Here is a 14,055-nt window from a genome sequence, read left to right as displayed (position 1 = left end):
GGTGCCGTAGTCGGCCAGCACGTAGTCGGCGGCGTAGATCGGGATCTCCGCGCCCGTGACCGGGTTCACCGCGTGCACGCCCAGGAAGACCCCGGTCTTGGGCCGGTCGGTGGCCAGCCGGTCGATCTCGGAGGCCTTGCGCACCTCGACCAGGTAGTCGTCGTACGCCGGGCGCTGCTCGTCGGTGACCAGCTCGCCGGCCAGAGCCGCGTCGGCCGCCACGACCATGAAGGTCGCGCCGAACAGGGTGTCGGGGCGCGTCGTGTAGACGGTCAGGGGCTCGTCGCGACCGGGCACGACGAAGTCGACGTGGGCGCCTTCGGAGCGACCGATCCAGTTCCGCTGGGCGGTGACCACCCGGGTCGGCCAGGTCGGCTCCAGCACGTCCAGGTCGTCGAGCAGCTCCTGGGCGTACTCGGTGATCCGGAAGTACCACTGGGTCAGCTCGCGCTTGGTGACCTCGGCGCCGCACCGCTCGCAGGCGCCCTGGACGACCTGCTCGTTGGCCAGCACGGTCTGGTCGTTGGGGCACCAGTTGACCGGCGAGTTCTTGCGGTAGGCCAGGCCCTGCTCGCGCAGCTTCAGGAAGAGCCACTGCGTCCAGCGGTAGTACTCGGGGTCGGAGGTGTTGAACGTGCGCGTCCAGTCGAAGGACGTCGCCAGGTGACGGCACGACTCGATCGAGCGCGCGATGTTGGCGCGGGTGTACGTCGCCGGGTGCTCGTCGTTGCGGATCGCCGCGTTCTCAGCGGGCAGGCCGAAGGAGTCGAACCCCATCGGGTTGAGCACCTCGTAGCCCCGCTGCCACCAGTAACGGGCGACCACGTCGTGCAGGGAGAAGACCTCGGCGTGACCCATGTGCAGGTCCCCGCTCGGGTAGGGGAACATCGTCAGCGCGTAGCGCTTCTCGCGCGGGCTGTCGTCGTCGGCCCGGAAGGGCTGCAGCTCCTCCCAGACCGGCAGCCACTTCTGCTCGACTGCGCGTACGTCGTAGGTCTCGGCCTCGGCCCGGCTGTCCTGCTCGGTCATCGTCGTCTCTCTCTGCGTCTGGGGGTGTCCCTGCTCGGCTCGGTGCACTACTGGGGGCACAAAAAAACCCCTCGGGACGAGGGGCAGCCGCGCCGGGGGTGCGAACCGACGCGGCTAGGTAAGGAGCAGGTTCCTGCGCATGCGTCCATGGTAGCGAACCCGCCGGACCCACGCTCCGCCTGTGGCTACAGTGCCGCCATGACTGTCACCGACATGTTCCGACTCGACGGCAAGGTGGCAGTGGTCACCGGTGCCTCCAGCGGCCTCGGGGTCGCCTTCGCCCAGGGCCTCGCCGAGGCGGGTGCCGACGTCGCCCTCGGCGCGCGCCGCGTGGACCGGCTCCAGGAGACCGCCGCCCTGGTCACCGGCGCCGGTCGCCGCGCCCTCGCCGTGGCCACCGACGTCGCCGACCCCGATTCGTGCACCGGGCTGGTCGAGGCCGCGATGGCGGAGTTCGGCCGCGTGGACATCCTGATCAACAACGCCGGGATCGGCACCGCGGTGCCGGCCACCCACGAGACGCCCGAGCAGTTCCGCTCGGTGATCGACGTGAACCTCAACGGCTGCTACTGGATGGCGCAGGCCTGCGGGCGGGTGATGCAGCCCGGCTCCAGCATCATCAACATCAGCTCCGTGCTCGGGCTGACCACCGCCGGCCTGCCCCAGGCGGCGTACGCCGCGTCCAAGGCGGGGCTGATCGGCCTGACCCGCGACCTGGCCCAGCAGTGGACCGGCCGCAAGGGCATCCGGGTCAACGCGATCGCCCCCGGGTTCTTCGCCTCCGAGATGACCGAGCAGTACCCGCCCGGCTACCTCGAGGCCCAGGGCCCACGGATCGCCGTCGGCCGCAAGGGCGATCCCGCCGAGCTCGCCGCCACCGCGGTCTTCCTGGCTTCCGCGGCCGGCGGCTACATCACCGGACAGACCTTGGCGGTCGATGGCGGGATGACCATCACATGAGCGCCCCGGGCGGTCCCCGGGTCCTCGTCATCGGCGCCGGCTTCGGCGGCCTCGGGGTCGCCCGGGCACTCCGCGAGCAGGGCATCACCGACATCGTGGTCCTCGAACGGGCCGAGGCGGTCGGCGGCGTGTGGCGCGACAACACCTATCCGGGGGCTGCCTGCGACGTGCCCTCGCCGCTCTACTCCTGGTCCTGGGCGACCAACCCGAGCTGGGGTCGTCGCTACTCCGGCCAGACCGAGATCCTCGACTACCTCCAGCGGGCCGCCCGCGAGGAGGGACTGCTCGACCTGGTGCGGACCGGCACCGAGGTGCGCGCCGCGACGTACCACGAGGCCAACCAGAAGTGGCAGGTCACGACCAGTCGCGGCGACTTCGAGGCCGACGTGGTGGTTTCGGCGGTCGGGCAGCTCTCCAACCCGGTGATCCCGGACCTGCCCGGCGAGTTCGCCGGGCCCGCCTTCCACTCCGCCCAGTGGCGCCACGACGTGGACCTGACCGACAAGCGGGTCGCCGTGATCGGCACCGGCGCGAGCGCGATCCAGTTCGTGCCCGCGATCGTGGCCCGGGTCGGTTCGCTGACCGTCTTCCAGCGCTCCGCGCCGTACGTCGTGCCGAAGCCGGACCGCGCCTACACCGAGCGCCACCACCGGCTCTTCCGGCGCTTCCCGGCCACGCTCGCGGCCGAGCGGCGCGCCGTCTTCTGGGTGACCGAGCGGTTCAACGCCGCCCTGGGCGGGGACTCCCGCACCACGAAGCCCCTGCTCGCCGCGATCCGGACCGCCTGGCGACTGACCTTGCGCCGTCAGGTGCCCGACGCCGACCTGCGACGTCGACTCGTCCCGGACTACCCGCTGGGGTGCAAGCGACTGCTGTTCTCCAACGACTGGTATCCCGCGCTCGCCCGCGAGCACGTCGACGTGGTCACCGACCGCGTCGAGCGACTCGAGGCCGACGGGGTGCGCACCGACGACGGCCGGCTGCACGAGGCGGACGTGGTGATCTGGGGCACCGGCTTCGCGGCCACCGCGTTCCTGGCGCCGATGCAGGTGCGCGGTGTCGGCGGGGTGGACCTGCACGAGCAGTGGGCCGACGGCGCCCGCGCCCACCTCGGGATCAGCGTGCCGGGTTTCCCCAACCTGTTCTGCATCTACGGCCCGAACACGAACCTCGGCGGCAGCTCGATCATCGCGATGATGGAGGCCCAGGCCGACTGGATCGCCCAGGTCGCCCGTCGGATCGCGGACGGGCAGGCCCGCGCGGTCGCCGTCCGGCCCGAGGTGGCCGACGAGTACGACCGGGAGATGCAGCAGCGGCTCTCGACGAGCGCATGGTCGGGCTGTTCGTCGTGGTACGTCGACGGCCCGCGGATCACGACCAACTGGCCCGGGCTGGTCGGCGAGTACCAGGCCCGCACGGCCTCGGTCGACTGGGACGAGCTCGACACGGTTCCCTGACCACCCGGGAAATGCGAAGAACCCCGACCCAGCGGGTCGGGGTTCTTCGTCCTACGTCTTCGGTGGAGCTGAGGGGACTCGAACCCCTGACCCCCTGCATGCCATGCAGGTGCGCTACCAGCTGCGCCACAGCCCCATTGCTTCCCGGAATCACCGGGTGACAACTCGCGGAATACTAGCCACTCGGTGCGTCCGATGTGAAATCGGGGGTCCCCGTCCGCACATGCGCCCGGGTCGTCGCGGTCTCGTTGTACGAGGAGAGGCGCAGCGAACCGGTCGCGCGCTCGGTCACCGTCGCCCAGCCGCAGTTGTCGACCCCGGCCAGCGACTCCTCGGCCTCCAGCGGCCAGCCCAGCAGCGCGACCAGCGCCACCTTCAGGCAGGCCCCGTGGGTGACCACGACACCGCACTCCCCCTCCGCCAGGGCGGAGAGCATCTCCCGCAGCGCCGGGGCCATCCGCGTCGCCACGGCCTCGCGGCTCTCGGCTCCGGGGACACCGCCGGTGACATGGCCGGCAGCCCAGGTGGCGTACTCGGCCGGGAACCGTTCCGCGAACTCGGCGACCGTGAGGCCGCCACGAGCGCCCACGTCGAACTCACGCAGCCGGGGGTCGAGGACCGCCGACAGACCCGTGGCCCGCTCGACGTACGACGCCGTCTGACGGGCCCGGGTGAGATCGCTGGACCAGAGCGCGACCGGCGCGCTCTCGGCCAGGTACGGCGCCACGGCGGCGGCCTGGGCGTGCCCGGTCTCGTCGAGCTGGACGTCGAGGTGCCCCTGGGCCCGGCCTTCGAGGTTCCAGGCGGTCCGGCCGTGCCGGAGCAGAATCAGTCGGCGTCGATCAGCGCTCATGCGACGTGACGTCGTCCGGCAGCGCGATCGCCGGGCAGTCGCGCCACAGGCGCTCGAGGGAGTAGAAGGTGCGCTCCTCCTCGTGCTGGACGTGCACGACGACGTCGCCGTAGTCGATCAGGACCCAACGACCGTCCCGCTCGCCCTCGCGGCGGATCGGCTTGGCGCCGATCTCGCGCAGGGCGTCCTCGATGCCCTCCACGATCGCCTTGACCTGGCGGTCGTTGGTGGCGGAGGCGAGGACGAACGCGTCGGTGATCGCCAGCTGCTCGCTGACGTCGAAGGCGATGATCTGCTGGGCGAGCTTGTCCGAGGCGGCGCGGGCGGCGGCGTGGACGAGCTCGAGGGCGTGCTCAGTGGCGGTCATGGATCTCCGGGGTAGAGGTGGTGCTTGGCGATGTACTGGACGACGCCGTCGGGCACGAGGTACCAGACGGGTTCGCCGCGCTCCTTGCGAGCGCGGCAGTCGGACGACGAGATCGCCAGGGCCGGGATCTCGACCATGGTGACGCGGTCGGCCGGGATCGAGGCGAGGGTCTCGGGGTCCATGGTGTACCCGGGACGGGTGCACCCCACGAATCGGGCCAGCGCGAACAGCTCCTCGGCGTCGCGCCAGGTGAAGATCTCGGCCAGCGCGTCGGCGCCGGTGATGAAGTAGAGCTCGGCGTCCGGCAGGGCGGCCCGCAGGTCGCGCAACGTGTCGATCGTGTACGTCGGGCCGGCGCGGTCGATGTCCACCCGGGAGACCTCGAAGCGTGGGTTGGCCGCGGTCGCGATCACCGTCATCAGGTAGCGGTGCTCGGCCGGGGAGACCACCCGGTCGGACTTCTGCCAGGGGTCGCCGGTGGGCACGAAGATGACCTGGTCCAGGTCGAACCACGCCTGGACCTCCGAGGCCGCGACGAGGTGACCGTGGTGGATGGGGTCGAACGTGCCCCCCATCACCCCGATCCGACGGGGTCCGGGTGTGGCCGGAGGGACCTCGCGGTCCGGTGCGGTGCTCAGCTGTGTTCGCGCCCCGCACCGAAGGCGACGAGGCCGCCGAGGAGGGCCAGCAGGATGCCCAGCGTGACCAGACCGATCACGTAGGGATTGACCGCACCCCAGACGTGGGGCTCGGCGGTGGCGGTCAGTGCGCTCAGGGACAACGTCGACATGGCGCACAGACTACCGGGCGCTCGTCCCGGCCCTTCATCTGACGTGACCGTCGCCGGTCACGACGTACTTGGTGGAGGTCATCTCGGGCAGACCCATCGGTCCGCGTGCGTGCAACTTCTGGGTGCTGATCCCGATCTCGGCCCCGAATCCGAACTCGCCGCCGTCGGTGAACCGGGTCGAAGCGTTCACCAGGACCGCCGCGGAGTCGACGGCCGCGACGAAGCGGCGAGCGGCCGTCTGGTCCTCGGTGACGATGGCATCGGTGTGCTGGCTGGAGTGGCGTCGGATGTGCCGGACGGCGGCGTCGAGGTCGGCGACGACGGCCGCGGAGATGTCCAGGGAGAGGTATTCGCGGTCGAAGTCCTCCTCGTCCGCCGCGACGACGCCGGGCTGGGCCGCGAACACCGGGTCGCCGTGCACGCACACCCCGGCCTCCTGCAGGGCCGCCACCACGCGCGGCACGAAGGTGTCCGCGATCTCGGCGTGGACCAGCAGCGACTCGGCCGCGTTGCAGACCGACGTGCGATGGGTCTTGGCGTTGAGCACGATCGCGAGCGCCTTGTCCTGGTCGGCGGCGCGGTCGACGTAGACGTGGCAGTTGCCGACCCCGGTCTCGATCACCGGCACCGTCGACTGCTCGACGACACTGCGGATCAGCCCCGCTCCCCCGCGCGGGATCAGGACGTCGACGAGCCCGCGAGCCCGCATCAGCACCTGCACGGACTCGTGGGAGTCCCCCGGCACGAGCTGGACGACGTCGGCGGGCAGACCGGCCGCAGCTGCCGCCTCCCGCAGCACCGCGACGATGGCGGTGTTGCTGGAGCGGGCGCTCGAGCTGCCGCGCAACAGCACAGCGTTGCCGGACTTGAGGCAGATCCCGGCGGCGTCCGCGGTGACGTTGGGCCGCGCCTCGTAGATCATCCCGACCACCCCGAACGGCACCCGCACCTGGCGCAGCTCGAGTCCGTTGGCCAGCGTGCCCCCCCGGACCACCTCGCCGACGGGGTCCGGCAGTGCCGCCACGTCCCGGAGCCCCTGGGCCATCGCGGCGAGCCGGTCGTCGGTCAGCCGCAGCCGGTCCACGATGTTGGCGGGCACGTCGCCGGCCTCGGCGCGGGCGACGTCCTCGGCATTGGCCAGCAGGACGTCGTCGTGTGCCGCAAGGAGCGCGTCCGCCATGGCGAGCAGGGCGGCGTCCTTGACCTGTCGCGTGGCGAGCGCCAGCTCATGGCTGGCCTCGCGGGCCCGGGCGGCACTGGTCAGCACCTCGTCGGAGAGCGCGGTCGTGGGGCTGTTCATAAGGTGAGCGTAGCCAGCCGACTGGACCAGTCCGGGTCGTGTCTTGTCACGCAGGCAACCATCTCGAGCAGTCGGCCGTCCTAGTGTCACCCGCACCACGTCGACCCCCGGAGAAGGAGCACCCCGTGCCTCGCCGAACCTCTCGTGCCGCCCGCGTCCTGGTGGCCGGTGCCACCACGCTCGCACTGCTCCTCCCGGTCGCTGCGGCAGCTCCGGTCCAGGCTCGCGAGCCTTCCGAGGAGTCCCCGACCCCGGTCACGCTCTGGGCGCCGACCCGGGTGATCGCCTACGGGTACCGCAACGAGGTCTGGACCGATCTCGGCCTCAAGGTGATCGCCCAGGGGGAGCCCTTCGAGGTCCGGTCGACCCGGTCGTCGTACAGCGATCCGATCCGCACCGAGTGGCGCTCGGGCGAGCGCAGCGGCGCCCTGCCGGCCGGCACGCAGAAGAACTTCGACGGTCTCCCCGACTTCTTCACGATCACCGTCCAGCGCGTGGGCCAGACGGCGGTGCGGTCCTATCGACGCCCCGCCTGCCTCAACGCCTGGTCCGAGCGGATCCGCCCCGAGGCGCCCGCGCGCTCGCCGTACCCGCGGGCCTGCTGGGCGAACCCGTACGCCCTCGGCACCGTCCAGGGGATCCAGGCCGGCTGGGCCACCAGCGCCCTCGACTACAGCGCGGCGTTCCGCCTGCCCAACGGCCGGTACCGGGTCACCGCCTCGATCGCGCCGCTCTACGCCGAGTCGTTCGGGCTGGGCGCGGACGAGACCACGCGGCGCCTCACGCTGGTCGTCAAGGGCAACCGGGACCACCACCCGAAGGACCGGCCGTCCTCCCGCCCGGACGCCCGGGCGCCGGAGCCCGCCGACCGCGCCCCCACCGCCCCTGCCGGCGGCGAGGTCGGCGAGGTACAGCCCGACCTGCGGTCGCTGCCGGCCTGGGCACTGCACCTGTCCCGCAACAAGAGGTACCTGCGGTTCAACGCGACCGTCTGGAACGCCGGCGACAGCCCGCTGGTGGTCGACGGCTTCCGGCGCACGGGCGAGCACGTGATGGACGCCTACCAGTACTTCTTCGACGGCGAGGGCAACCAGACCGGCTACCAGCAGGTCGGCGAGCTGCACTGGGACGACAAGGACACCCACCAGCACTGGCACTTCCAGGACTTCGCCCGCTACTCCCTGCTCAACGCCGACCTGACCGAGGTGGTGCGCTCGCGCAAGGAGGCGTTCTGCCTGGCCAACACCGACGTGGTCGACCAGACCGTCCCGAACGCGCTGTGGGACGCCGAGCGCAACGACCTGTCGACCTCGTGCGGCAGCCGGGAGGCCCTCTCCATCCGCGAGGTCCTCGCCTCCGGCTGGGGGGACACCTACGCGCAGTTCCGGGCCGGGCAGTCGTTCCGGATCGCCGACCTGCCCAACGGCGTCTACTACGTCGCCGTGATCGCCAACCCGGACCACCGGCTCGTGGAGCACGACCTGACGAACAACACTTCGCTGCGCAGGGTCGTCATCACCGGTCAGGGCGACAAGCGCCGGATCCGGGTCCCCCAGGTCGGCCTGGTGGTCGAGCCCGACTACGGGCTCGATCAGCCGCTGCCCGGAGGGCCTCGCTGAGGTTCGGCCACCTCGCGAGGCTCCACTCGACAGCGAATCGACCTCGTGTCGAGGTCTCGCCGTCGAGCAGAGGAATCTGCCGTCGATGTGCGCGGCTTCCTGCAACTGACCTTCACCCACCGCGGGACGAAGGCGGTCACGCGGATGACGCGAACGGCGTGTCTGAACGGCCCGGCCGAGCGTGCCCGGCCAAGCGTGTCCGGCCGAGCGTGCCCGGCCCGACGCGGTGGCCACCTCGCCGTACCCGGTCGGCTTCTTCGCGCACACGTACGGCCTGAGCTCGGTGCAGGCCGTGCAGGAGGGGTGGGCGACGCCGGTGCTGACCTACGACCGCCCGCTGCGACTCAAGATCGGCACCTATCGGGTGGTGGCTCGGATCCGGGGCGCCTGGGCCGAGGCGTTCGACCTGACCCCCGAATCCGGCTGGTGTGGGGCCGGCTGGTGTCGAGTTGGCCGGTGTCGAGTTGTCGGTGTCGAGTTGTCGGTGTCGAGTGGGCTGGCCAGGAGGCGTTCTGCCTGGCCAACACCGACCCGATCGACCAGGCCTTTCCACGCCGACTGGGCCGTGACCGACGACGTCTACCGGATTGCCGTCATCGCGAACCCCGACGGCCTGCTGGTCGAGGCGCCCACCGAGAACAACGTGTCCTTGCGCAAGGTGATCCTCAAGAGCCGGGAAGGCAAGCGCCGAGTGGTCGTGCCGGCCGTGGGGCTGGTCGTGGAGCCGCCCGACTGACGACGGCAGACCTCAGCAGCCCCAGGAGTCGCAGGTTCATCACGGTATGCAGATCAACCCGCGCTTCCCATGCTCTGCAGACCATGGAAAGCGCGGGTTCGGCTGCATACCGTGATGAACCAACAGCGCCCCGCCACCAAACCGGTGACGGGGCGCTGCTCTGCGTGCAGTCGGCTGGTCAGCCCTTGCGCGCGGTGATCTGCTCGGTCGCGGCCGGCAGGACCGAGTGCAGGTCCCCCACCACGCCGAAGTCGACCAGTTCGAAGATCGGGGCCTCTTCGTCCTTGTTGACGGCCACGATCGTCTTCGAGGTCTGCATGCCGGCCCGGTGCTGGATCGCGCCGGAGATGCCGTTGGCAACGTAGAGCTGGGGCGACACGGTCTTGCCGGTCTGACCGACCTGGAACGTGTGCGGCATCCAGCCGGAGTCGACCGCGGCACGCGACGCGCCCACCGCGGCGCCCAGCGCGTCGGCCAGACCCTCGATCGGCTCGAAGTTGCCGCCGGTGCCACGACCGCCCGAGACCACGATCGCGGCCTCGGTCAGCTCGGGGCGACCCGAAGCCTTCCGCGGCTGCGACGCCACGATCTGCGCCGTCTTGGCGGCGTCGGAGATCTCAGGGGAGAACTCCTCGACCGTGGCAGCGCCCTCGGCCTCCTCGGGGGTGGCCGCGTTCGGCTTGACCGTGATGATCGGCTTGCCCTGCGTCACCTTGGCGGTGACGGTGAAGTTGCCGGCGAAGACCGACTGCGTCGTCACCGGGCCCTCCTGCACGTCGACGGCGTCCGTGATCAGGCCGGACTCGAGCTTGATCGCCAGGCGCGCCGCGATCTCCTTGCCCTCGTAGGAGGACGAGATCAGCACGACCGCAGCGTCGGTCTTGGCGACCAGCTGCTCGAGCGCCTCGGCCTTGGGGGCCACCAGGTACCCCTTGATCTGGGCGTCGTCGATCGCGTAGACCTTCTCGGCGCCGTACTTCTTCACCGACTCCGCGGCACCCGCGACCTGGTCGGCCCCGCCGATGAAGACGGCGGAGGGCTCACCGAGACGGCGGGCGATGGTGAGGAGCTCGTACGTGGGCTTGCGGACCGCACCATCAACGTGGTCGATCAGAACCAGGATCTCAGACATGGCGTCGCTCCTCAGATGAACTTCTTCGAGGCGAGGAACACGGTCAGCGCGGTGGCGCCGGACCCGTCCTCGTCCGTGACGATCTCGCCGGCGGTGCGCGGCGGGCGGGCCGAGGTCTCCTCGACAGCGGTCCAGGCGGCCGACAGGCCCACCTTCTCCGCGTCGACCCCGATGTCGCTCAGCGACCAGGTCTCCATCGGCTTCTTCTTCGCCGCCATGATGCCCTTGAACGACGGGTAGCGAGCCTCGCCGGTCTGGTCGGTGACCGAGAGGACCAGCGGCATGGTTCCGCCGATGACCTCGGTGGCGGTGTCGCCGTCACGCTTGATCCGGACCTGGTCACCCTGGGTCTCGACGACCGAGGCCAGCGTGACCTGCGGGAGACCGAGGCGCTCGGCGAGCATCGCCGGGACGACGCTCATCGCGGCGTCCGTGGAGGCCATGCCGCACATGACGAGGTCGACCGGCGTGCTCTCGCCGGCCTTCTCGATCGCCTTGGCGAGCACGAGCGAGGTGGCGATCGCGTCCGAACCGGCGATCGCATCGTCGACGACGTGGATCCCCTGGTCGGCACCCATCTGCAGCGCCTTGCGGACCGCGTCGACACCCTTCTCGGGACCGATGCAGAGCGCGGTGACGGTGACCTCGTCGCCCTCGCGCTTCTCCTTGATCTGCAGCGCCTGCTCGACGGCGTACTCGTCGAGCTCGGAGAGCAGGCCGTCGACGCCAACGCGGTCGACGGTGTTGTCCGACTCGAACTGCCGGTCGGCAGTGGCGTCGGGCACGTACTTCACGCAGACAACAATGTTCATGGTGTGGCCTGTACGGCCCCTCCTGTGCACTCGGGTGGTGGTGAGGTTACTAGCGGGTCAGGTCCCACGGAACCGTGATGGCGGTGGGTTCGATCACAGCGTGGACTGGGTCACACCAACGGGTCAGGGCTTGATCAGGCGCTCCAGGATCCGGCCGACGACCAACCAGGCCACCGCACCGAGGCCCCAGTTGACCAGGGCGTTCTTGGTCTCGGCGTTGTCGCCGTCGAAGGCGAAGATGCCGTTCTCCCGCGAGAAGACGCCCACGTCGAACGCGTCGGCGAGGTTCAGCACGAAGGAGACGAGGGCGTTGTCGCGGTTGGCGGCGTCGAGGGCGATCAGGAGCGCACCGATCGCCAGGAAGATCGCGGCGACGGCGCACAGCGCCCACACGATCTGGGCGATGCGGGCGCGGGTCTTGGTGGAGTTCATCGGGGCTCGTCCTCGGGTGTGGGTCACTGACTCTCGAACCGGGCCTTGCCCGGACCGTTCTCGACGAAGGATTGCATACCGATGGTGCGATCCCGCGTGGCGAAGAGCGAGGCGAACTGCTGGCGCTCGATCTCGAGCCCGGTCTCGAGGTCCGTCTCGATCCCCCGGTCGATGCACTCCTTGGCGGCGCGTACGGCGTACGACGCGGCGCCGGCGAACTGGGAGGCCCACGCGACGGCTTCCTCGTAGACGCTCTCGGCGGGGTAGAGCCGGTCCACCAGCCCGATCCGGAGGGCTTCGTCGGCCTGCACGAAGCGGCCGGTGAGGATCAGGTCCTTGGCCTTGCTCGGCCCGACCAGACGCGCCAGCCGCTGCGTGCCGCCGGCCCCCGGGATGATGCCGAGCAGCACCTCGGGCTGTCCGAGCGTCGCGTTGTCGGCCGCGAAGCGCAGGTCGGCGGCCAGGGCGAGCTCGCAGCCACCGCCCAGCGCGTAACCGGTGATCGCGGCCACGACCGGCTTGGGGATCCGGGCGATGGCGGTCACCGCCGCCTGGAGCGGGCCGGAGCGCTTGACCATGTCGATGTGGGAGAGGTCGGCCATCTCCTTGACGTCGTTGCCGGCGGCGAAGACCCGCTCACCGCCGTAGAGCACGACCGCCTTGACGTCGTCGCGCTCGGTGACCTCGCGGGCTGCCGCGACGAGCTCGTCCTGGACGGCGAAGCTGATCGCGTTCATCTTCGGCCGGTCGAGCCGGATCGTGCCCACCCCGTCGGCCACGTCCAGTCGTACGTGCTCACCCATGCCCAGTCCCTCTCTCGATTGCCGCTTCTGCCCCTGCATCATGCCGTCTTCGGGAAGAATGGACCCGGTGACCCCGGGCATGTGGACCAGACGCGGCGAGACGGCAGCCGTCTGGCCCGGCCGGCACCACCCGCTCGGCTCCCGGTGGAGTGCAGAGGCGACCAACTTCGCGGTCCACGCGCCCGACGCCAGCGCCGCCTGGGTCTGCCTCTTCGACGAGTTCGGCGTTGAGGCGCAGCACCGACTCACCGAGCACACCCTGGGCATCTGGCACGGGGCCGTGCCCGGCGTCGAGGTGGGCGCCCGCTACGGCTACCGCGTCGAGGGGCCCTGGGAGCCGACGGCCGGCCTGCGGTTCAACCGTCAGAAGCTCCTGCTCGACCCCTACGCCCGGGCCGTCTCGGGTGGGCTCACCCCCGACGACGCGATCTACGGCTTCGACGTGGAGGACCCCACCTGGCCGAGTGCCCGCGACTCGGCGCCGTTCGTGCCGCGCAGCGTCGTCGTGAACGACGAGTTCGACTGGGAGGACGACGCGCCCCCGCGACATCGGTGGCGCGACACCGTCATCTACGAGCTGCACGTCAAGGGGATGACCGCCCTGCACGACCGGGTCCCCCCCGAGCTGCGCGGCACGTACGCCGGACTCGCCTCGCCGGCCGTCATCGACTACCTCCTCGACCTCGGGGTGACGGCGGTCGAACTCCTGCCCGTGCACGAGTTCGTCTCGGAGCCGGCGCTCGCCGAGCGTGGCCTGAGCAACTACTGGGGCTACAACTCCATCGGCTTCTTCGCCCCGCACCACGCCTACTCCTCCTCGGGCGACCGCGGGCAGCAGGTGGTCGAGTTCAAGGCCATGGTCAAGGCCTTCCACGCGGCCGGCCTCGAGGTGCTGCTCGACGTCGTCTACAACCACACCGCCGAGGCGGGCGTCGACGGTCCCACCCTGAGCTTCCGCGGCCTCGACGACCGCAACTTCTACCGGCGGGTCCACGAGGTCGACCCCGACCTGCCCGGACACCACCCGGTCTGGCACGACACCTACTGGGACGTGACCGGGTGCGGCAACACGGTCAACACCGAGCACCCGTTCGCCCTGCGACTGATCCTCGACTCGCTGCGCTACTGGGTCACCGAGATGCACGTCGACGGGTTCCGCTTCGACCTGGCCTCCGCACTGACCCGGACCGGCACCGAGGTGGACATGGCCGGCCACCTGCTCACCACGATCGGCCAGGACCCCCACCTGCGGCACGTGAAGCTGATCGCCGAACCGTGGGACGCATCGATGGAGGGCTACCGGGTCGGCGAGTTCCCGCCCCCGTGGGTGGAGTGGAACGACCAGTACCGCGACGAGATCCGCGACTTCTGGCGCGGGCAGTCCGACGGCATCCGCACCGTGGCAACCCGGCTGGCCGGCTCCTCTGACCTGTACGCCGACGACGGCCGCTCGCCGTACGCGTCGGTGAACTTCGTGACCGCACACGACGGCTTCACCCTGCGCGACCTGGTCAGCTACGACCACAAGCGCAATGCCGCCAACGGCGAGGAGAACCGGGACGGCACCGACAACAACCGGTCCTGGAACCACGGTGTGGAGGGCGAGACCCAGCACTCGTCGGTGCAGGCGCTGCGTCGGCGCCAGGCCGCGAACCTGATGGCGACGCTCTGCCTGTCCAACGGTGTCCCGATGATCACCGCCGGCGACGAGCGCGGACGGACCCAGCGGGGCAACAACAACGCCTACTGTCAGGACAACGAGATC

General features: G+C 70.6%; 15 protein-coding genes and 1 tRNA gene. 5 read left to right on the top strand and 11 right to left on the bottom strand.

Annotated elements, in window-relative coordinates:
- Positions 1 to 1,029: class I tRNA ligase family protein (locus tag ABZE72_RS11615; protein WP_372729189.1), on the bottom strand; the 1,029-nt coding region annotated here is incomplete at its 3' end.
- A 198-nt stretch (positions 1,030 to 1,227) separates the two neighbouring features.
- On the opposite strand from ABZE72_RS11615, the gene ABZE72_RS11610 reads away from it, so the two are divergent.
- Together ABZE72_RS11610 and ABZE72_RS11605 are read left to right on the top strand one after the other, a co-directional pair.
- Positions 1,228 to 1,989 carry an SDR family NAD(P)-dependent oxidoreductase gene (locus ABZE72_RS11610; RefSeq protein ID WP_372729188.1) on the top strand — a complete coding sequence of 254 codons (762 nt, stop codon included), beginning with the start codon at positions 1,228 to 1,230 and terminating at the stop codon, positions 1,987 to 1,989.
- Positions 1,986 to 3,446, top strand: a complete 1,461-nt coding sequence (locus ABZE72_RS11605; RefSeq protein ID WP_372729187.1) for a flavin-containing monooxygenase — start codon at positions 1,986 to 1,988, stop codon at positions 3,444 to 3,446. Before ABZE72_RS11610 ends, ABZE72_RS11605 begins: the two co-directional genes overlap by 4 nt.
- Positions 3,447 to 3,509: 63 nt before the next feature.
- Here the strand turns inward: ABZE72_RS11605 and ABZE72_RS11600 are convergent.
- From ABZE72_RS11600 to ABZE72_RS11575, 6 genes are all read right to left on the bottom strand, one after another.
- Positions 3,510 to 3,582: transfer RNA gene (locus tag ABZE72_RS11600), tRNA-Ala, on the bottom strand.
- Positions 3,583 to 3,621: 39 nt separating this feature from the next.
- On the bottom strand, positions 3,622 to 4,299 hold the full coding sequence (locus ABZE72_RS11595) for a histidine phosphatase family protein (protein WP_372729186.1): 678 nt from the start codon (positions 4,297 to 4,299) through the stop codon (positions 3,622 to 3,624).
- The gene (gene rsfS / locus ABZE72_RS11590; RefSeq protein ID WP_372729185.1) at positions 4,289 to 4,666 is read right to left on the bottom strand and encodes a ribosome silencing factor; all 378 of its coding nucleotides are present in this window, start codon (positions 4,664 to 4,666) and stop codon (positions 4,289 to 4,291) included. The genes ABZE72_RS11595 and rsfS overlap by 11 nt, the downstream gene beginning before the upstream one ends.
- Positions 4,663 to 5,244 (bottom strand): nicotinate-nucleotide adenylyltransferase, encoded by a 582-nt coding sequence (gene nadD / locus ABZE72_RS11585; RefSeq protein WP_372729184.1) that lies wholly within the window; start codon positions 5,242 to 5,244, stop codon positions 4,663 to 4,665. Before nadD ends, rsfS begins: the two co-directional genes overlap by 4 nt.
- A gap of 56 nt (positions 5,245 to 5,300) precedes the next feature.
- The gene (locus ABZE72_RS11580; RefSeq protein ID WP_372729183.1) at positions 5,301 to 5,456 is read right to left on the bottom strand and encodes a hypothetical protein; all 156 of its coding nucleotides are present in this window, start codon (positions 5,454 to 5,456) and stop codon (positions 5,301 to 5,303) included.
- Positions 5,457 to 5,490: 34 nt separating this feature from the next.
- Positions 5,491 to 6,756, bottom strand: coding sequence for a glutamate-5-semialdehyde dehydrogenase (locus tag ABZE72_RS11575; protein WP_372729182.1), 1,266 nt, complete (start codon positions 6,754 to 6,756; stop codon positions 5,491 to 5,493).
- Between the two features lie 125 nt (positions 6,757 to 6,881).
- Between ABZE72_RS11575 and ABZE72_RS11570 the strand changes: the two genes are divergently transcribed.
- Complete coding sequence (locus tag ABZE72_RS11570) at positions 6,882 to 8,375, top strand: lysyl oxidase family protein (protein ID WP_372729181.1); 1,494 nt, start codon at positions 6,882 to 6,884, stop codon at positions 8,373 to 8,375.
- A 181-nt stretch (positions 8,376 to 8,556) separates the two neighbouring features.
- Positions 8,557 to 9,111, top strand: coding sequence for a hypothetical protein (locus ABZE72_RS11565; protein WP_372729180.1), 555 nt, complete (start codon positions 8,557 to 8,559; stop codon positions 9,109 to 9,111).
- A gap of 178 nt (positions 9,112 to 9,289) precedes the next feature.
- Here ABZE72_RS11565 and ABZE72_RS11560 read toward each other — a convergent pair whose 3' ends face one another.
- The 4 genes from ABZE72_RS11560 to ABZE72_RS11545 all read right to left on the bottom strand — a co-directional run bounded on the left by ABZE72_RS11560 (position 9,290) and on the right by ABZE72_RS11545 (position 12,290).
- Complete coding sequence (locus ABZE72_RS11560) at positions 9,290 to 10,243, bottom strand: electron transfer flavoprotein subunit alpha/FixB family protein (RefSeq protein ID WP_372729179.1); 954 nt, start codon at positions 10,241 to 10,243, stop codon at positions 9,290 to 9,292.
- A gap of 11 nt (positions 10,244 to 10,254) precedes the next feature.
- Positions 10,255 to 11,055, bottom strand: coding sequence for an electron transfer flavoprotein subunit beta (locus ABZE72_RS11555; protein ID WP_372729178.1), 801 nt, complete (start codon positions 11,053 to 11,055; stop codon positions 10,255 to 10,257).
- 123 nt (positions 11,056 to 11,178) lie between these two features.
- A complete protein-coding gene (locus tag ABZE72_RS11550; protein ID WP_372729177.1) occupies positions 11,179 to 11,487 on the bottom strand; it encodes a hypothetical protein in 309 nt (102 codons plus the stop codon).
- Between the two features lie 23 nt (positions 11,488 to 11,510).
- On the bottom strand, positions 11,511 to 12,290 hold the full coding sequence (locus tag ABZE72_RS11545; protein ID WP_372729176.1) for an enoyl-CoA hydratase/isomerase family protein: 780 nt from the start codon (positions 12,288 to 12,290) through the stop codon (positions 11,511 to 11,513).
- A 58-nt stretch (positions 12,291 to 12,348) separates the two neighbouring features.
- On the opposite strand from ABZE72_RS11545, the gene glgX reads away from it, so the two are divergent.
- A partial coding sequence (gene glgX / locus ABZE72_RS11540; protein ID WP_372729190.1) for a glycogen debranching protein GlgX occupies positions 12,349 to 14,055 on the top strand: 1,707 nt, incomplete at its 3' end.

Origin of the sequence: Nocardioides sp. (genome assembly GCF_041600255.1) — a bacterium.
Taxonomy (GTDB): Bacteria; Actinomycetota; Actinomycetes; order Propionibacteriales; family Nocardioidaceae; genus Nocardioides.
Note: the sequence above shows the minus strand (reverse complement) of the source record. Positions and strands in the feature narration are given on the sequence as shown.